The 17,645-nt window shown below is 53.3% G+C and carries 15 protein-coding genes; 11 read left to right on the top strand and 4 right to left on the bottom strand.

Annotated elements, in window-relative coordinates; all coding sequences use genetic code 11:
* Positions 1 to 119: 119 nt before the first annotated feature.
* Positions 120 to 2,762: a DEAD/DEAH box helicase gene (locus ACOQPU_RS16765; RefSeq protein WP_420640975.1), complete on the bottom strand. Its 2,643-nt coding sequence runs from the start codon at positions 2,760 to 2,762 to the stop codon at positions 120 to 122.
* Between the two features lie 780 nt (positions 2,763 to 3,542).
* On the opposite strand from ACOQPU_RS16765, the gene ACOQPU_RS16760 reads away from it, so the two are divergent.
* Entirely contained in the window at positions 3,543 to 3,815 is a 273-nt protein-coding gene (locus ACOQPU_RS16760; RefSeq protein ID WP_420640974.1) for a stage V sporulation protein S, read from the top strand.
* A 146-nt stretch (positions 3,816 to 3,961) separates the two neighbouring features.
* On the opposite strand, the gene ACOQPU_RS16755 is transcribed toward ACOQPU_RS16760, so the two are convergent.
* Positions 3,962 to 5,176, bottom strand: coding sequence for a hypothetical protein (locus tag ACOQPU_RS16755; protein ID WP_420640973.1), 1,215 nt, complete (start codon positions 5,174 to 5,176; stop codon positions 3,962 to 3,964).
* 124 nt (positions 5,177 to 5,300) lie between these two features.
* On the opposite strand from ACOQPU_RS16755, the gene ACOQPU_RS16750 reads away from it, so the two are divergent.
* Positions 5,301 to 7,403 (top strand): ArnT family glycosyltransferase, encoded by a 2,103-nt coding sequence (locus tag ACOQPU_RS16750; RefSeq protein WP_420640972.1) that lies wholly within the window; start codon positions 5,301 to 5,303, stop codon positions 7,401 to 7,403.
* 74 nt (positions 7,404 to 7,477) lie between these two features.
* On the opposite strand, the gene ACOQPU_RS16745 is transcribed toward ACOQPU_RS16750, so the two are convergent.
* Positions 7,478 to 8,434, bottom strand: coding sequence for a 3'-5' exoribonuclease YhaM family protein (locus ACOQPU_RS16745; RefSeq protein ID WP_420640971.1), 957 nt, complete (start codon positions 8,432 to 8,434; stop codon positions 7,478 to 7,480).
* 192 nt (positions 8,435 to 8,626) lie between these two features.
* Between ACOQPU_RS16745 and ACOQPU_RS16740 the strand changes: the two genes are divergently transcribed.
* Together ACOQPU_RS16740 and ACOQPU_RS16735 are read left to right on the top strand one after the other, a co-directional pair.
* Positions 8,627 to 9,217 carry a UbiX family flavin prenyltransferase gene (locus ACOQPU_RS16740; protein ID WP_420640970.1) on the top strand — a complete coding sequence of 197 codons (591 nt, stop codon included), beginning with the start codon at positions 8,627 to 8,629 and terminating at the stop codon, positions 9,215 to 9,217.
* The gene (locus tag ACOQPU_RS16735; RefSeq protein ID WP_420640969.1) at positions 9,204 to 9,656 is read left to right on the top strand and encodes a pyridoxamine 5'-phosphate oxidase family protein; all 453 of its coding nucleotides are present in this window, start codon (positions 9,204 to 9,206) and stop codon (positions 9,654 to 9,656) included. The genes ACOQPU_RS16740 and ACOQPU_RS16735 overlap by 14 nt, the downstream gene beginning before the upstream one ends.
* Before the next feature lie 100 nt (positions 9,657 to 9,756).
* Here ACOQPU_RS16735 and ACOQPU_RS16730 read toward each other — a convergent pair whose 3' ends face one another.
* A complete protein-coding gene (locus tag ACOQPU_RS16730; protein WP_420640968.1) occupies positions 9,757 to 10,998 on the bottom strand; it encodes an NYN domain-containing protein in 1,242 nt (413 codons plus the stop codon).
* 222 nt (positions 10,999 to 11,220) lie between these two features.
* Between ACOQPU_RS16730 and ACOQPU_RS16725 the strand changes: the two genes are divergently transcribed.
* From ACOQPU_RS16725 to ACOQPU_RS16695, 7 genes are all read left to right on the top strand, one after another.
* On the top strand, positions 11,221 to 11,850 hold the full coding sequence (locus ACOQPU_RS16725; protein ID WP_420640967.1) for a hypothetical protein: 630 nt from the start codon (positions 11,221 to 11,223) through the stop codon (positions 11,848 to 11,850).
* 18 nt (positions 11,851 to 11,868) lie between these two features.
* Complete coding sequence (locus ACOQPU_RS16720; RefSeq protein WP_420640966.1) at positions 11,869 to 12,771, top strand: methyltransferase domain-containing protein; 903 nt, start codon at positions 11,869 to 11,871, stop codon at positions 12,769 to 12,771.
* Between the two features lie 62 nt (positions 12,772 to 12,833).
* Positions 12,834 to 14,393 (top strand): HD domain-containing protein, encoded by a 1,560-nt coding sequence (locus ACOQPU_RS16715; RefSeq protein WP_420640965.1) that lies wholly within the window; start codon positions 12,834 to 12,836, stop codon positions 14,391 to 14,393.
* A gap of 79 nt (positions 14,394 to 14,472) precedes the next feature.
* A complete protein-coding gene (locus tag ACOQPU_RS16710) occupies positions 14,473 to 14,925 on the top strand; it encodes a Flp family type IVb pilin (RefSeq protein WP_420640964.1) in 453 nt (150 codons plus the stop codon).
* Positions 14,926 to 14,950: 25 nt separating this feature from the next.
* Positions 14,951 to 15,136, top strand: coding sequence for a Flp family type IVb pilin (locus ACOQPU_RS16705; protein ID WP_420640963.1), 186 nt, complete (start codon positions 14,951 to 14,953; stop codon positions 15,134 to 15,136).
* A 71-nt stretch (positions 15,137 to 15,207) separates the two neighbouring features.
* Positions 15,208 to 16,986 carry a hypothetical protein gene (locus ACOQPU_RS16700; protein WP_420640962.1) on the top strand — a complete coding sequence of 593 codons (1,779 nt, stop codon included), beginning with the start codon at positions 15,208 to 15,210 and terminating at the stop codon, positions 16,984 to 16,986.
* 4 nt (positions 16,987 to 16,990) lie between these two features.
* On the top strand, positions 16,991 to 17,548 hold the full coding sequence (locus ACOQPU_RS16695; RefSeq protein ID WP_420640961.1) for an NUDIX domain-containing protein: 558 nt from the start codon (positions 16,991 to 16,993) through the stop codon (positions 17,546 to 17,548).
* The last annotated feature ends 97 nt before the right edge of the window (positions 17,549 to 17,645 follow it).

Genomic DNA, 17,645 nt, shown 5'->3' with positions numbered 1-17,645 from the left:
ATGCTGAGGTCCTCCGAAGCATCCCTATCGTCTTGACAAGCGCTCAGTCTTGTTGGAGCAGAGAGATTCTTCGCTCCGAAGACTCCGCTCAGAATGACAAGTGAAGGTTTTGACGCAGTTCACACCGTGAGCATATGCAAAAGCTGCTGGGTGACCTGCTTGGTGTCCGGGCCAATCTCGCCGGGAGGGCCAACGCAGGCGGGGCAGCCGTCGCGGCAGCGGCAGTCGCTGACCAGTTCCAGAGCGGCGGGCAGCAGGTCGTGGTGCTGCTCAAACAGGCGTTGGCTGAAGCCCACGCCTGCTGCTACAGACTCGTAAATGACGATGGTGGGCGCTTTGGTGAGCGGGCTGCGGCTTTCGGCGACCACTTCAATGTCGCCAGGATCGCACATGAGGTAGAGCGGGGCCAGGTTACGCAATACGTAGGCAAGCCCGCCCAGCGCGGAGCGTGCCTGTTGCCCAGCTTCGGCCTGCTTGTGGCAGCTTGGGCACAAGGTGATCAGGTTTTCAGGCTGGTTGGCCTCTTTGTAGTGGTCGTTTTGGCCGGGGATGTAGTTGAAATCGCGGAACGGCCGTATATGGTGAACGTGTAGCGTAACAGACCTGACAGGTTTTTGAGGTGACTCGCTCTGAGCTTCGTCTGGTTGTAAACCTGTCAGGTCTTTGCGGCCTTCTGCACCACAGTTGCGGCAGCGGTGGTTGTCGCGGGCAAGGACAATTTGGCGCTGTTGCTGCCAGTTGGGGCCGTAGTTGTTGGGTCGCAGCAAAATGCCCGCATCGTACAGTCGCTCCGTCAACGCATCGGAGAAGATGAGCCAGTAACCGCTGGTTTCCAGCACCATCTCCGGCAACTCAATCTCGCCAAAGCCCAGCGTCTCGTGCGTGTATCGCTTGATTTTGCGGTAGCCAGTGGACTTGGTCACGACGGTAACGTCTCCCCAGGCGCGGAGAATAGCCACGGATTGCGCGGATTTTTTGGATTTAGTCCCTTCGGCTTTGCGACTTTGCGTGAGGATGGTTTCTTCGGCCGTCTCCAGCGGGTTCAGCTCGCGGATGGAGCTGCCGACGCTGGCGCGGGTGTAGTAATCTACCTCGATGGGGCGGACGTGGGCGATACGGCCGTTCCAATCAAATTCCTCCACCAAATACGTGCGTGCCTGGTGCATGTAAATCGCGCCTTCGTACACCATGACGGGGGCGGTTTCCAAATCCACCTCGCCAATCACCTGCACGCTGTCCTCATCGTGGGCTTGAATGACGACGGTATCATCGCCGCTGGTTCGCAGGGAAACGGCCGTTGCGGGCGAGCCTTCCCCCACATAATGAAACTGATCCCGCGTCTCGTGCAAATCGCCGCCGTTGCGCAGGGCTTCCAGCAGTGGGGTCGCGTCGCCAAAACCGCCAAACGGTTCGCCCTGCTTGAAGGGTAGCTCAAAGGCTGCGCAAAGCAGATGGCGCACCATGATGCGTAAATTGTCTGGATTGGTGAGCGCATGTTCGGGCGAATTGCCAAAAATGTAGCGCGGATGGGTGCAGATGTATTGGTCGAGGGGGCTATTGTTGGCGACCATGATGGCGACGGACTGGTCGTTGCGTCGCCCGGCGCGGCCCGCCTGCTGCCAAATCGAGGCTATCGAGCCAGGGTAGCCAGTGATGACGGCCGCATCTAGCTGCCCAATATCAATCCCCAATTCCAGCGCGTTGGTCGCCACCACGCCGCGAATCTGCCCGTTGCGTAGACCGTGTTCGATTTGGCGACGCTCCAGCGGCAAATAGCCGCCCCGGTAGCCCGTCACGGACAGTTCTTCGCCACCTTGGTAAACCACGTCGTCGCGCAGGTAGGCCAGCAGCAGCTCTACCGTTTGGCGGGCGCGGGCAAAGACGATGGTTTGAATGTCTGAGGCCAGGAAGGTGCTGGCAGCATCCCGCGCGGCCAGTACGGAACTGCCGCGCAGCCCTAGCGTCTCGTCTATGATGGGTGGATTGTACAAAATGAACTGTTTTTCCCCGCTGGGTGCGCCATTCTGGGATTCATCAATGAGGGTGAACGGCCGTTCCACCAAACGCTCAGCATGTTCTTTAGGATTGGCAATGGTGGCCGAGCAGCAAATAAATTGCGGATCGCTGCCATAAAATTGGCACAATCGTTGGAGGCGGCGCAGCACGTTGGCCACGTGGCTACCAAAGATGCCCCGATAGGCGTGAATCTCATCCAACACCACAAATTCCAGATTGCTGAGCAAGCTGCGCCAGCCGGTGTGGTAGGGCAAGATGCCTGCGTGCAGCATGTCTGGGTTGGTGAGGAGGATACCGTCGCTGCGGCGAACCTGGGTGCGCTGGCTGCGGGGCGTGTCGCCGTCGTAGCTGTGCGCCTCAAACGGCAGGTTGCCCGCGGCGATGAGCGCTTGGGTTTCGGCCAGCTGGTCTTGTGCCAGGGCTTTGGTAGGGAAGATGTAGAGGGCGCGGGCTTTTGGGCGTTCCAGCAGCCGTTGGAAAACAGGGATGGTGTAACAGAGGGATTTGCCGGAGGCGGTGGTGGTGGCGATGACGACGTTTTGGTCTTGGGAAACGGCCGTTACGGATGCTGCCTGATGGGTAAATAACTGCTCAATCCCCCGTTGACGCAATGCTTGGGTAACTTGTGGGGGCAAGGAGAGAGGCTGGGTGGCAGACGGCCGTGACGGGAGTCGTTCCCAGGCAACCACATTAGTCATAAAGTCGCGGTTCATCCGCAAGGAAGCTATCAGTTCGGCAAGTGACATGGGGATGATTATAAAGTAGAAACAAGAATACAAAAGTCTTTTTGAGAGGGCTGCCTATACAGATGTAGATTAGACTTTTGTATTCTGCGTTGTGTTCCGGGCGGTATTAAAAGAAGTTATCCAAATGATTATTCTTATCATTATTATTTTTAGTATGTAGTTGTAGGGGCTGGGGATATGTGTGCAATTCTTTTATTTCCCCACATCTTCGGGTTTGGCATCATTCCCCTCCATATCTTTCTGAGATTCCTTTGGTGCATCCTTTCTGTTGTTGTGGAAAGTTTTGTATAAGTGCTAAATTGTTCTCATGTTGTGCTATTGTTTCCCGAATTAGTCAACATGCGTATATATTCTAGGAGCTAAGTACGCCCCCATATGTGGGGTTTGGCGACTTTTTGTGAAATTTATGACAACTAGAGTTTTCCACACCTGCGATCAGTTTTCCACAGTTTACGGCCGTTTATCCACAGTATTATGGTAAATTGCAGCGTAGGTCTTCAAACAAGGGCCGCAAGTCTATTTCTGTATATGGGTGATCTTTTCCACCCAACCGCATATCTGGGATGGCAGTCAGCGGTGTGGAACGGCCGTTTGCCAAATCACTGAATCTGTGAGACATTTTCCATCAAGTACTAGTACCGCCTATTTTTGCCAGGAATTGCGCGTACTGTTATCCTTGACAATCTGTTAATGAATTGAGAGAATTTAATCATCCTGAGCAATACTCTCTGACATGACACCCGGATTCGGATCATCGACGAGACATCTTGGAGGCCCAACATGAACGTCATCAAAGTTTCTGCTCGATCTCGAACGGCCGCTGTTGCTGGTGCCATCGCTGGCGTTATGCGCGAAGTGAATCGGGCAGAGGTGCAGGCCATCGGTGCCGGTGCCGTCAACCAGGCCCTGAAGGCAATTGTCATTGCTAAAGGGTACCTGGCGGAGGAGGGGGTTGATATCGTTTGTGACCCGTCATTTGTAGAAGTTTCTATTGACGACCAGGAACGAACAGCCATTCGCATAGTGGTTGAGCCACGTAATCAAGCGTCGTAAAAAAATTTGTTTGGTTACAAAGGGCTTGATGTTGGGAGACGTCAAGCCCTTTTTTGTTGCCAGTTATTCTGTGCATCGAATTTACGCAAATTTCCACGAACCAAATCCGACTTCACAAGAATTCAGGTAAATTCGTTGCTCGTCGTCTAGCGGCTGCCGCGCTGCCCGGTGGCGCGTAATTGCGTCGATGAAATATCTTTGCGAAATGCTTCGGGGGGGATGGGTTGGAACAGATGGGTAAATGATTCTGGGACGTTGAGCTGCTGACCATCCCGGAAGATGCCCTGCTCATCCTGGCGACCCGCCACTAAAAAGGAGCCGCCTAGTTCGGCAATTTCATGGAGGGCGGCGTCTCGTTGGGTTTTGCTGTTTTGGTAGTAGCGCGGGTGAAGGACGCGAACGGCCGTATCAAACCCTATGACAAACACGGTGTTGGGGAACAGGCGCGCTTTTTCCAGGTAAGTGGGGGCATTGGTGGCATACACAGGCCAGCGACCGGCAAATTGAGCAATCCGCTCCACCACTGTTTCTGGGGCGATGGCGGGTTTGTCTGCATTTTTTGCCGAAATCTCAAAGGCGACGGGATGGCCCAGCAATTTTGCCGAGACTTGCAGCAGTTCCAGATGGCCGTCGTGCAGTGGGTTAAACGCCCCGGAAAGCAGTGCTTGGGGATTGACGTTTTTGTTGCGGATACGGCCGTCTGCCGTGACGCCAAAATAGTCCAATTCTCCGCCGATGAGCTGTTGGGCAGCCTGGCCAAAGTGATGCGTATTTACAGTGAGCCGATCATTATCTGTGAGGGGCAAGGACAAGCGAGCTGGCAAAGACAAGGCCTCAGCCAAGCCATTCAGGATCACGCGGCTCACTAAATCTTCCTCACCGGTTCTGTCCCGCAGCCCCTTGTCCAGATGGATGCCATATTCAACCAGGCGGTCTGGTTGCCACGTTGCAAAGAATGCCCGATGTTCACCGCGCTTGGGTCTGTCGGTGATGATGGTGGCGGTACAGGCCAGCCCCACCACAGGATGGGTGGCGGCATCGAGCCAGCGCGCTCGCGTAAAGGCCCGCCCGGCCAGCAAACGTGCCGTCCGTTCTGTAACATATTTGGCGGGGGGCCGCCCTAGAAACTCATCAAACGCGGCTTTGCTGTAAGGGACAAGTGCCTCTAGTAAGGTGCGCGTCGCGCCGGGGACGCCGAGCAGATTGGAGAGTGCTTCGGTGCCGGCACCGGCCGCAACGAGTACAATGCGCTCTGGGGCATTATGAATGAACTGGACAAGCTGTGTGGTTTCTTTTTCCATAGCATGGGGGATTTTATCATCGGCGGGAGCAAATACAATTTGATTTCTTTTTGCGTTCATTTTCTGGCAGGCGTTAGCCTGAATGTTGCGATGAACATGCGTTCAGAATGCTGTTCGCTAAACTTTCACCAGAGGTAGAGGCTTCATTGCATAAAAAGTGGAGATGTTGATAATTGCGTCTATTGTGACGACAAATTCGGCAAATACAACCTTGGCATTTTTGTGGCTGGCGGTCTTGCTGCTGCTAATTGGGTGGCTGCTGCTGCGCCGCTGGCGGCAAAATGAGTTGGTGGATACGGCCGTTTCCGCACCCCAAAACCCCATGCTAACCCTACAATCGCATCGACAACTGATTGCCACCATGCTTGGCGGAGGGCTCCTGCTGGTTGTGTTGGGGCAACTCACATTTGCCCATGTGCCAACTGTTGCGCGTTGGGCTGTTGGCGGCGTCATGTTGCTAGGTGCCGCGCTTTTTTTGTGGGCGGGCAGTCGCGTTCGGCCTGAGGGGGTGGCTGACGATTGGGCATCGGCCCAGCTGCACCAAGTTGGCCAGCGGCTGGGCGTGGCGGGCTGGCAACTGCTGCTGCTGTTGTTGGCCGTGGTGCTGACCTTTTTGGCGTGGCTGGCCGCGGGGGAGCAGGCGTTGGCGCGTCGCTGGGATGTATCGGTGGGGGCGTGGCTGTTGGCGATTGGCTTTATGCTGCTGGGGGGCGTGCCGCTGATGGAGTGGCGATTCTGGCTGCGGCGTGGGCCGGGGCTGGCGCGTTGGGAGTGGTGGTTTTTGCTGGCGTTGGTGGTCGGTGCCTGGTTGCTGCGGGGAACGGCCGTTACCCAATTCCCCAACACCTTTTCCGGGGATGAGGGATCGGCTGGGTTGCATGCAGCACGGTTTGTGCAAGGGCAGGCCAATAATTGGTTCACCATTGGCTGGTTTTCGTTTCCTTCCTTTTATTATGCGCTGCAAAGCATGTTCATTGATCTGTTTGGGCAGACGATTGGGGCGTTGCGCTATTTTGCGGCGTTGGGCGGCACGCTGGCGGTGGTGGCGACATACTTTTTGGCGCGGGGAATGTTTGGTCGGGGAACGGCCGTTCCTGCGGCCGTGCTGATGATGGGGTCCCATTACCACATTCATATGAGTCGCATCGGGCTAAACAACGTGTGGGACAGCCTGTTTGTGGCCTTGGTCCTGGCCGGAGTGTGGCTTGGCTGGCGGAGTGGCAAACGATTGCCGTGGCTCTTGGCAGGCCTGGCGTTGGGGCTGGGGCAATATTTTTATGTGTCTGTGCGCGTGCTGCCGCTGCTGCTGCTCATTTGGTTGGCCGGGCTATGGTGGCGTCGGCGATCCCAATGGCGGCAGCAACTGGTGAATATGCTGCTTGCTGGCGGAACGGCCGTTGTTACCGTGCTGCCGTTGGGTATCTATTTTGCCACCCATTGGCCCGAATTTCAGGCACCGTTGAACCGCGTGACCATTGTGGGGGAGCGGCTGACCAACATGGCTGCTGCCGAGAACGTAAGCGAATGGGTCATTGTGCTGCGCCAAATGGGGCTAGCGGCGTTGGGGTTTACCCACGAACCGCTGCGATTGCTGTACGCGCCGGGTGTGCCGCTGCTGCTGCCACTCGCGGCGGGTTTGTTCTTGCTCGGTTTAGTTTGGGTCGTGCTGCGTCTGGATGCACGGTTTAGCTTGTTGCTGCTGCCGCTGCTTTCGGTCGTGTTGCTGAGCGGATTTAGCCAAGACCCCCCGGCCTCGCAGCGATTCATTTTGGCGTTGCCGTCAGTGACGGTGGTGATGGCGCTGCCATTTGGTTTGGTCGGCCGCTGGCTGCGGCAGCTTTGGCCTAATGAAGAAGCCTGGATTGGATTGGGAACGGCCGTTCTGCTAGCTACATTCATCTTGTTTGACATAACGTTTTACTTCAGCGAACTGTACGACTCATACACTTTAGGTGGGGACAACACAGTGGTGGCCACAGAAATTGCGTACGATTTGCAAGATGAGCCAGTGACGCCAGACGTGTACTTTTTGGGCTTCCCGCGAATGGGCTATTTTAGCTTGGCCACAATTCCTTATCTGGCGCCAAATGTGCAGGCTGTTGATTTGGTTGAACCCTTAACCGGGCCACCAGATTGGATTATTGATCAGCCCACGATGGTAATCTTTTTACCCGAGCGGCTGAATGAACTGGATTTTGTGCAGGATGTGTGGGGCAACGGCCGTTATGAAGAAATTCGAGATGAGCGCAATCGCTTGCTTTACGCTGTCTACCGCCTGGAGCCGTAAAACTTTTTAGCCACAGAGAACACAAAGGAAAAAGAGAAAACCTCGTATCCCTCTGTGTTCTCTGTGGCAAATCCCTATTGCCAATCAAAGCCGTCGGGGCGACGGAGTTCTGTATTGAACATGTAGCTACTTTTGGCTGTCCACGCTTCCTCACCGTTGTCATTGACTAGATGGTCAAAGAAGCCCTGTACGCGGCTGTCTAGCAAATCGATTTGATGTAGCAACACTGCTTCCAATGTTTTGGGGACAACGGGCGATCCCCATTCCTGCGTGCCGTGATGTGAGGCGATGAGGTGTACCAGATGGCGCAGCTTGTCTTCTGGAAAATCGCCCAGCTCAGCAGCCGCTTTTTCTACCATGACGATGGCGCGAGTGATGTGACCCACGAGACGGCCGTCTTCCGAGAAGCTAAATGATTTGCTGATGTCGTACTCAATCGTTTTGCCCATGTCGTGCAGCAGCGTGCCTGCCAGCAGCAAATCCCGATTGACAAAGGGGTAATGGTCGGCCAGCATATTTGCGATCTTGGCCATGCTCAAGGTGTGCTCCATGAGTCCACCAATGTAGGCGTGGTGCATGTTGCGGGCGGCTGGCGCATCGGCAAATTGCGCCAAAAAACTTTCTTCCAGAAGCAAGCTGGATACTAACTGTTGCCAAGGCTGCCCCAGACTGTTGATAAGCGTTTTTAGCTCTGCCAGCATCTCTGCGCGGGGGCGGCGGCTGGCAGGCAGTAAATCCGCCAGAACCGGCTCCTGATTTTGGTTCATGTCTGTGACGTTGATTTGCAACGCATCTTTGTAGCGCACCACGCGGCCGGTTACCAACACGGCACTGCCAATGCTCACCCAGCTTTCGGCGTAGCTGGGAATGTCCCAATAGACAAAGGGAAGTTGCCCCGTGTTATCGCGCACGTTGCCTAGCAAATACGGCCGTCCATCCTTCGTCTCGCGCAAAATAGAATCCTGAATCAAGAACGGTTCGTTTTCTAACTCGTCTCCAATTTTGATATTTGTTACAAAAAATGATTTCACAAAATCCTCTCAAATGTAGTAGGTTCAATGTGTTGTTTGGCAGAATGATGTGGCGATTGTAAGGGGATTTTGGTTTTCTGACTACCTATCTTAAAATGAGATGGAGATACAATTTCTTTCACGGTACACTGTTGACAACTTGGCAACCACATATTTTGTCTGTTCGGTTACTACAATTTTGCCGGAGGCATCATGAAAAAATTAATTGTGGGGATTTCAGGAGCTAGTGGGGTTATTTATGGCATTCGCCTGCTGGAGCTAATGCGAGGCTTGCCTGAGGTAGAAACACATTTGGTCATGAGCACAGCAGCGGCGACAACCATCGGCCTAGAGACCGATCTGACGGCCGAGCAGGTAGCGCAATTGGCTGATGTGACATACCGATTCAGAGATATTGCTGCCGCCATTTCCTCTGGTTCCTTCAAAACCTGGGGCATGGTCATTGCGCCTTGCTCCATGAAAACCTTGGCAGGCATTGCCAACTCCTTTAGCGATAATCTGCTGCTGCGAGCAGCCGATGTGGTCCTAAAAGATCGTCGGCACTTGGTACTGGTTCCCCGGGAAACGCCGCTGCATTTGGGCCATTTGCGGCTCATGGTGCAGGTGACGGAGATGGGCGCAATTTTGGCACCGCCTATGCCAGCTTATTACCATCGCCCCCAAACCATCGACGACATCATTAATCAAACCGTCAATCGTGTGCTTGATTTGCTTGAAATCGAGCTATCGCAGGATTTGTTTACACGATGGCAGGGAGGCAAGGCTAGCCGTGACGCAGCGTAACCCCCGGCAGTTGGCTTTGGATTATCTGGCAACGCATCAGGTAATGACGTTAGCCACTGAAGGGCCAGAAGGTTTGTGGGCAGCGGCCGTTTTTTACGTGAACGATGGCTTTGATCTTACTTTCCTGTCTGCTGGGCATACGAGACATGCACGAAATATGACGGCCGTTCCCCACCTTGCCGCAACCATTCAGGAAGATTATCGGGATTGGCAACAGATTAAAGGTATTCAGCTGGAGGGGCAAGTCTCGTTGCTGACTGATGTTTCACGGGAAACATCCATTGCGCGCTACCTGCAAAAATACCCCTTTTTGGCGCAGGCTGATGCCAACATGCAAAACGCTCTGGTAGAAGTAAACTGGTACTGTTTACGGCCAGAGCGTCTCTATTTTATTGACAATAGCTTGGGCTTGGGCCACCGTGATGAAGTGGCTCTTTGATTTATTGGCTCATGTTACGCAGTGTAGATTTCAAAAGTCTTGTTTCTCTCTGGTGATAAACGAATTGCCTTGAAGACTTTTGAAATCTTTTCCTAAGTATTTACATGCCGAGTCGCTCAAAATTCTTGATGAGCGTTTTGAGGTAATGTGAATATTTTGGCTCGTAATAAAGAGCCAATGCCGCTTCGGTTTCGTCAAATTCTTCCGCTAGCTCCAGAATTTCTTTCACGTACACGGCGTCGCAGCGCATGACAGATTCCTGAAATGCTTTGGGCCCTTTCATCTCAAGCAGCACAGGTGCCGTTGAGAGAGATTTGTCTTTTAGCGTGTGAATAACCTGTGCCTGACGTGCTGTTAGCAAAACGGCGTTGATGGCGTTTTTGGATATTTTTTGGTCGTTGGCCTTGTAGGCATCAGCCAATGTATCGATCAGTTCACGCCAGCGAATTTGCTCATTAGCAGCCAGCAAACGGATGAGGTCCTTAAGAATGGTAAAGCGGGTTTCTCGTTCTACCACACGCAGCCGCCGCTTTTTAAGTTCGCGACGGTAACGAATGTGCAGCGGGGCCGACGGCTTCTGCTGCACAACTGGCCGCTTTACGTAGATAGTCGTTTCCACTTGTTCTACATTCACCAGGTCTGGATGATTCTCCAGGAATTTGCGGAAGCTGCCTTCGGCGTAGCTGCTTTTGTCAAAGGCCCCATTGCTGCTGTCGGACATATGTTGCTTGAGCACGCTAGCGCGCACGCGCTCCGTGTTTATCAGCAACTGCTGCAACGATTTGACTAGTAGTTCTTCGACTTGTGATTCGTTTAGTTCGGGAGTGGGTACAATGTCTTCGTAATAAATGTATTGGTCGCACAGATTGGCCAGACTTTGGCTGGTAGTATGCTTGACGCCCATTCCAATGACTTGCTTGCCGCGCTTGCGTAAGGCCTGCACAAGGGGAGTGAAGTCACGATCTCCCGTCATGAGGACATACGTGCCAAAATCCTGACCATCCAGCAAGGTTTCCATGGTGTCAACCACAATTTGCATGTCGGCTAAATTTTTGCTGAAGCTGTTGAGCCGAACTGCATTGCGGGTGACAAATCCGGCTGTTGCTAATTCGCGGATGAGCTGCTGATCCTGGCGTGAATCGCCGTAGGAGTTGCGCAACACGATACGGCCGTTCGTCAACTTCTTGATATGCGCCAGCACCAAATTAATGTCGAAGGTTAAATTGATTTGCTTGGCACCAATGACCAAATTGTCCAAATCAAGCAAAATTGCAACATCATTGTTGTGGGAGGAACCAAGTTGAGGAACGTCGTTTTCTGGTCTGTTTGATAGGGTAGACATGAATAAAATTTGTCTTGCTCGCAGGTAAGATGATAGGCTGCTGATATTCTACTTCATTCAACCATTCCCGCAATTGTTTCCCGTGAAACATGCGGGACCAGTTGGAGAAATATCAATTCAGAGGGGAACCCATGACTTACGGCCGTTTTACTAATTGTTTGTTCCATGTTACCATAATGTAATAATACTATGTCAACCTAAATTCGGGTTCGGAGGTGTACAATGGACCGAAACAAATGGGCTTGGTCTGGAAAACCATGGCAGGCGTTTAAAACCTTTGCCATTATCTTTTCGTTTGTTATGAACTTTGTGCTGCTCATTGTGCTGCTTGTGGCGGCACCGCTCATCTTGCCAATTGTAGATTCTGTGGCCGAGCCGCTGGTGGGTGGCTTGAGCGACAGCTTTGTGGATATGAGCAACGCGACTATTTCTCAAACCATTTCGCTAGATACCACAATGCCCATTAATTTTACGCTGCCGTTGGCAGAAGAGACAGAAGTCGTTCTGGTAGAAGCAGTCCCTTTGACCATCCCCGCACAATTCACCTTGCCCGGTGGTGGCGGTCAAATTAACGGCAACGTGAATTTGGAGCTTCCGGCAGGGTTGCCATTGCCAGTGGCATTAGATTTAGATGTTGAGGTGGACCAGACGATCCCGGTGCAAATGGATGTGCCGGTGCAAATTCCGCTGCAAGATACAGATTTGGGCGAGCCCTTTAATGTGCTGCGTAGTTTATTTGAGCCGTTGGACCGGTTGATTAAGGGATTGCCTTCCAGCAATGACGAGCTTTTCACCCGCGTACGGCAAGCTGGCACCGCACCACCAACAGCGACAGATACGGCCGTTCGCTAAACCGCTTCTATTTCACACATGACTAAAACAGACATTCCCCCCGTCTGCGACTACGAAGGCTCCGACTACCGCACCCGCTTTTGGGAAGGGCAAGGGCGTGACTATGAAGACCAGGTTGAGCGCATCGCCTTGCGCCGCCTGATGCCGCCCACGGGCGGTACACTGATTGAGATTGGGGCTGGATTCGGCCGTTTGGCTGATGAATACTTGGGCTACCAAAAAGCAGTTTTGTTCGACTACTCCCGCTCGCTGTTGCGTGAAGCCCAGGCGCATCTAGGAGACGATCCTCGCTTTGTGTACGTAGCGGGCAACTGGTACCAGATGCCGTTTGTGGCTGGCCTGTTCGACACGATGGTGCAAATTCGCACCTTGCACCATGCGGCAGACGTACCGGCTCTGTTCCAGCAGCTCGCTCGCATTGCTCGGCCAAACGGCCGTTACATTTTAGAATTTGCCAACAAACAAAACCTCAAAGCGATTTTGCGCTATGGCTTGCGTCGGCAAGCGTGGTCACCGTTTGATTTAGAGCCAATCGAGTTCGTTGCCCTCAACTTTGATTTTCACCCCCGCTGGATTCGCCAGCAGCTAGAATTGGCCAACTTCCAGCCAGGGAAGATGCTCAGCGTCTCGCATTTTCGCATAGGCCTAATTAAGCGCACTGTACCCACAGGGCTGCTGGTTGGGCTAGATTCATTGGCGCAGCGCACGGGCAACTGGTGGCAGCTTAGCCCCAGCGTGTTTGTCGATATTGCCCATCCCAGCGAAGGCGAAACGGCCGCTGCCACCTCCTTCTTTGCTTGCCCCCATTGCCAAACAGACTTGCCGGAACCGGTGAACGGCCGTCTCATCTGCCCCAACCCGGAATGCCAACGAAAATGGGCTGTTGAAGACAATCTCTACGACTTCAAAGAACCTGTCTGATTGGGTAGAAAAATCCAGCTAAAACATGTTACAATGCAATCCTTGTTGTATAAGGTCAACAAATGATTGCAAACAATTCTCAACGCATCGGCATCATTGATCTCGGCTCCAATACAGCCCGGCTGGTCATCCTCAGAACGGTACCTGGCTATGCCTATCGCCTGGAAGATGAAATTCGCGAGGTGGTGCGACTGCGTGAGGGCATGACAGAGGCTGGTTTAAGTGAAACGGCCGTTGCCCGTGCCCTCTTTACCCTCCGCTTGTTCAAACGTTTTTGCGACAATTATCCCGTTGATCACATCATTCCAACGGCCACCAGCGCCGTGCGGGATGCCGCCAATGGCCCTGCCTTTTTGCAAAAAGTCTCTACAGAAATCGGCCTTGATTTGCAGGTGCTAGATGGCGAGCGCGAAGCGTACTACGGCACGCTGGGCGTTCTCAACGAGGTGCAGTTAGATAATGGCTATGTCCTCGACATTGGTGGCGGTAGTGCCCAGGTGAGCAAAGTACGCGGGAATCGGTACCAGAAAGGAGCCTCAGTGCCCCTGGGTGCCTTGGCCCTAACCGAGCAGTTTGTCCGCTCAGACCCCATCGAACCGGCCGATGTAGCGGCCATCAAGCAGCACATTGTCAGCCATCTAGACACAATCGGCTGGCTGAAAAAGAAGCAGCCCCAGGCACATCGGCGTTTAGTTGGCTTGGGTGGCACTGTCCGTAACCTGGCCAAGATTGAAGCTGTACGGCAAAACCATCCGCTCAATACATTGCATGGCTTTGTTTTGAGTCGGGCATCCATACAAGAGACGATGCAACTGCTGGAGAGGTTGTTGGTATCTGAGCGGCGACAAATTTCTGGCTTAAGCCGAGACCGCGCAGACATCATTTTTGCCGGGGCGTTGGTTGTGGCAGAGGTGATGGATCGGCTGCAAATTGGGTCGATAACGATTTCCAAAAACGGCTTGCGCGAGGGTTTGTTTTTAGAGCTGTTTTGGCATCATCTGGATTATCCGGTGGTGGCCAATGTGCGTCGCTTTAGCGTGCTGAATATGGCTCGCGTTTACAACTACCAGAAAGCACACGCCCGCCATGTACGCTACTTGGCAACGCGGCTGTTTAACCAATTGGCTCCGCTGCATGGCTATGGCTCGCCTGAACGTGAGCTTTTGGATGCCGCCGCCATGCTGCACGATTTGGGCACCATCATCAGCTATGATGACCATCACAAGCATTCGCAAACATTGATTGTGAATAGTGGCTTGCCAGGCTTTTCCCCTCGCGAGACGGCCCTGATTGCCCTGCTGACGCGGTATCATCGCAAGGGTAAGCCATCGCCAAATGAGTTTGCTTCACTTTTAAGTGTGGATGACCAGACGATTTTGCTGCGGCTGGCGGCTATTTTGCGTCTGGCAGAGTTTTTGGAGCGGGGCCGTAATGCCAATGTGGATGATGTTACGGCCGTTTGGGACGACAATACCCTCCGCTTAACCCTCATTGCCGACGAGTACCCGGCTGTGGAGCTGTGGGAGGCTGAACGGAACGCGGCATCACTGATGGAGCTTGCTTTTGAGCGGCAATTTTTTGTTGAAAGTACGGCCGTTCCCGATATACAGTTTGGCATTTAACAAACGAAAGCGAACTTGGAAGCGGCGTTGTCAGAAATTTTCCGAATATTTTTAGCAAACATTGAGGAGAAATTGGAAAATGAAGCGAGCAAACTTTCAAAAAAATCGTCAGAATGTTCCTGAAAAAGGCCAGGGGTTGGTAGAATATGCATTAATATTAGTTCTGGTGGCGGTCATTGTTATCGCCATCTTGACTTTGCTAGGGCCACAGGTAGGCAACGTGTTTAGCCGGGTTGTGGATGGCTTGGGCGTGGCAACGTCATCCGGCGGCGGTGGTGGCAGCACATCACCAACCGGGAATGTAACCTCTGTGTCTGCTTTGCGCGGCGGGGCAGATGTGGTGGTACAAATTCAGGTTTCAGCGGCGGTGGATGTTACGGCCGTTGACTCCCAAAGCGGTAAATCTGGTACGGTAAACTGCAACACCAATTGCGCCATTGCCCTTCCGGCCGTCGGCCCTAATCCCGGAACCGTCACCGTCACTGCCAGCGGTGGCAACAGCATGTCAACTTCTTATCCTGCACAAAACTAATTGCGGAACATTCGCTGGAGGGAGCATGTTCATAAATCACAAACAGGCAGCTCAAGGGTTAGTGGAGTACGCACTCATTTTGGTGCTTGTCGCCATTATTGTGATGGGTGTGCTTACCTTGTTGGGGCCACAAATTGGCAATATTTTTAGCCAGCTACTGGAGCCATCCTACTGTGGTAACTGCATCTGCGGTACGTCCATTTGTAACTAATCAAGAAGCGTCAAGCCGAGTTTGAGGGCCGATAGTTGTCACATTTCCCTAGCTCTCGGTAAACTTGCAGCATGAATCGACACCGACTTGTTTTGTTATGTCTACTTGTGTTGGGCTTGTTTGTCGCTGCTCCGCAAAAAAGTGGGGCGGCTCCCGTTGAGGAGCAAGCGCAAGCACCAGTTGATTACCGTTTTGGCGTTATTGAAAGTTATCAAAATCCAGGGCAGGCCAATTCATTGGGCGCGGCCTGGACGCGGGTGCGCTTTCAGTGGGCGGAGGTGCAGGCGGGTGGCTCCGGCACCTGGACCGCCAGCGTGAGCGACAGCCAGATCAATGGGGAGATTGCCGCTGGGCGCACGGTGGTTGGCCTGCTAATCGGCATTCCAGACTGGGCGCGAGAGGGTGAGTTGCCGCGCGGCCTGCATTTGCCACACACGGATCCAAACAACAGTTGGGCTAACTTTGTGCGGGAGGCTGTTGGGAGGTTTAACGGCCGTATCAACCATTGGATCATCTGGAACGAACCAGACGTAAATGACCCTAATGCGCCGGGGCATACCTGGGGCGGCTCCGTGCAGGATTTCTTCCAGCTTCAGCGCACGGCATATCTTGTCGCCAAAGAAGTTAATCCCAACAGCACCATTCATCTAAGTGCCTTTACCTACTTCTGGAACCCCAACTACATCTATGATTTTCTGGATGTAGTGGTAGCTGATCCGGCCGCACCAGACCACAATTATTACTTTGATGCGCTGACTGCTCACCTATACTTTCAGCCGGACTCCATTTTTAACATCATCCAGCAATTTTATGGTGCGGTTGGCAGCCGGGGCATCCCCTGGAAGCCAGTTTGGCTAGTAGAAACCAACGCGCCACCCAGCAATGATCCCGCCTGGCCGGTGCCCAATTGGACTTTCCAGGTAGATCAGCAGGAGCAGGCCGCGTTCATACCGCAGGTGTTTGCTGTGGGGCTGGCGGCCGGGGCGCAGCGAATTGCCATTTACAAAATGCAGGATACGCCAGATGATGTGGCCGCCAATCCAGAACCGTTTGGCTTGCTGCGCATGGATGGTTCGCGCCGCCCAGCGTTTACGACGTACCAGGTGGCAGTCCAGTATCTGGCTGGAATGCAGGGTGTAAAACGAGAGCATTGGGGGCATTGGGGGCAAATTCGGCTGGATCAGGGTACGCATGCAACGACGGTGTTGTTTTCGCGCTTACCCGCCCCGCAGACGGTAGAAGTGGCTGCGGAGGCCAGCACGGCCGTTCTCGTAGACATGTGGGGCAGCCGACAAACCATTTCTGCCAGCAACGGGGTGTTTACCGTGACGGTGCCGGGGGCGATTTGTGCCCAGACGGCCGGGGATTTTTGCATGATTGGTGGCCCCGTTTACTATTTGGTGCAGTCGCTAGATGGTGGGGCTGTTTCTGTCCCGCCGCCCGTGAGCGGCCCACCTCCGGTAGAAAATCCGCCAGCAGCCATAGCCACAGTCGATCCCAACGCACCCACGAATACGCCAGCACTCACATCAACACCTGAGGCGACAGCCACGGCAACCCAAACGCCAACTGAAGAACCTACAGCAACCGCAACTGGCACATCGACGCCTGAACCGTCACCAACCAACACACCGACAGCAACAGCCACTTACACACCTGAACCAACGGCAACGGCCGTACCCGCTACGGAGGTTGCACAATTGCCGCCAACGGCCGTTCCCACTCAGGAGCCAGTTGCCGATAACGTTCAATCTGGCGGCAACGTCTCGCTCATTGTGTTCGGCGCGGCTGGACTGGTGGCGTTGGGCATCGGTGGCTGGTGGTGGAACGGCCGTCGCCAACGGAGCTAAACATATGAAGGTGGGTGTTAATGTCGCAATTATTCAGGATGAGCAGATTCTTTTGACCAAGCGGAAGGATTTTGAAGTTTGGTGTCTGCCTGGTGGTCATGTCGATGCCGGTGAAACGGTGGCCCAGGCGGCAGTTCGAGAAGCCTTTGAAGAAACCGGACTCAAAGTTAGGTTGACCCGCTTGATAGGCATCTATTCCATACCAAATGCCAGGGCTTGGGTGAATTTAATGATCATGTTTGCTGCTGAAACGATAGGTGGCACCTTAAAAGCACAAGAAGATGAAGTATTGGAAATCGATACCTTTTCATCCGACGCTATCCCAAAAAATTTGCTATGGGGTCATCGTCAACGCATTTTAGATGCTTTTGCTGGGCATGGGGGTGCAGTTGTTCGGCAGCAAAATGTGCCCTTTGATGAGGTTGCCAATCGTCAGGAGCTATACCAATTGCTGGATGAATCGAGTTTATCAGGCATAGATTTTTATGCGCAACATTTCGGTTGGGATGACAACCACAATGATCAAAATGAACTTTTCAACCCAGAGATCGATATTAATTAAGCCGGTTATCATAATTTATGCATCGACCAGCCGCAAACGGTCTGGTCTACTTGTGAAAGCCTCATCGAGGCTTCCACATATTAGCCGGGGAAATTAG

This window comes from Candidatus Leptofilum sp. (genome assembly GCF_965223285.1).
Lineage (GTDB): Bacteria > Chloroflexota > Anaerolineae > Promineifilales > Promineifilaceae > Leptofilum.
The sequence above is the reverse complement of the archived record's forward strand: the minus strand, read 5'-3'. Positions and strand labels throughout refer to the sequence as shown.

What these genes read in the sequence shown, in the direction of transcription:
- ACOQPU_RS16765 (WP_420640975.1), bottom strand. Translation starts at nt 2,762, where the DNA reads ATGTCACTTGCCGAACTGATAGCTTCCTTGCGGATGAACCGCGACTTT.
- ACOQPU_RS16760 (WP_420640974.1), top strand. Translation starts at nt 3,543, where the DNA reads ATGAACGTCATCAAAGTTTCTGCTCGATCTCGAACGGCCGCTGTTGCT.
- ACOQPU_RS16755 (WP_420640973.1), bottom strand. Translation starts at nt 5,176, where the DNA reads ATGAACGCAAAAAGAAATCAAATTGTATTTGCTCCCGCCGATGATAAA.
- ACOQPU_RS16740 (WP_420640970.1), top strand. Translation starts at nt 8,627, where the DNA reads ATGAAAAAATTAATTGTGGGGATTTCAGGAGCTAGTGGGGTTATTTAT.
- ACOQPU_RS16730 (WP_420640968.1), bottom strand. Translation starts at nt 10,998, where the DNA reads ATGTCTACCCTATCAAACAGACCAGAAAACGACGTTCCTCAACTTGGT.
- ACOQPU_RS16725 (WP_420640967.1), top strand. Translation starts at nt 11,221, where the DNA reads ATGGACCGAAACAAATGGGCTTGGTCTGGAAAACCATGGCAGGCGTTT.
- ACOQPU_RS16720 (WP_420640966.1), top strand. Translation starts at nt 11,869, where the DNA reads ATGACTAAAACAGACATTCCCCCCGTCTGCGACTACGAAGGCTCCGAC.
- ACOQPU_RS16715 (WP_420640965.1), top strand. Translation starts at nt 12,834, where the DNA reads ATGATTGCAAACAATTCTCAACGCATCGGCATCATTGATCTCGGCTCC.
- ACOQPU_RS16710 (WP_420640964.1), top strand. Translation starts at nt 14,473, where the DNA reads ATGAAGCGAGCAAACTTTCAAAAAAATCGTCAGAATGTTCCTGAAAAA.
- ACOQPU_RS16705 (WP_420640963.1), top strand. Translation starts at nt 14,951, where the DNA reads ATGTTCATAAATCACAAACAGGCAGCTCAAGGGTTAGTGGAGTACGCA.
- ACOQPU_RS16700 (WP_420640962.1), top strand. Translation starts at nt 15,208, where the DNA reads ATGAATCGACACCGACTTGTTTTGTTATGTCTACTTGTGTTGGGCTTG.
- ACOQPU_RS16695 (WP_420640961.1), top strand. Translation starts at nt 16,991, where the DNA reads ATGAAGGTGGGTGTTAATGTCGCAATTATTCAGGATGAGCAGATTCTT.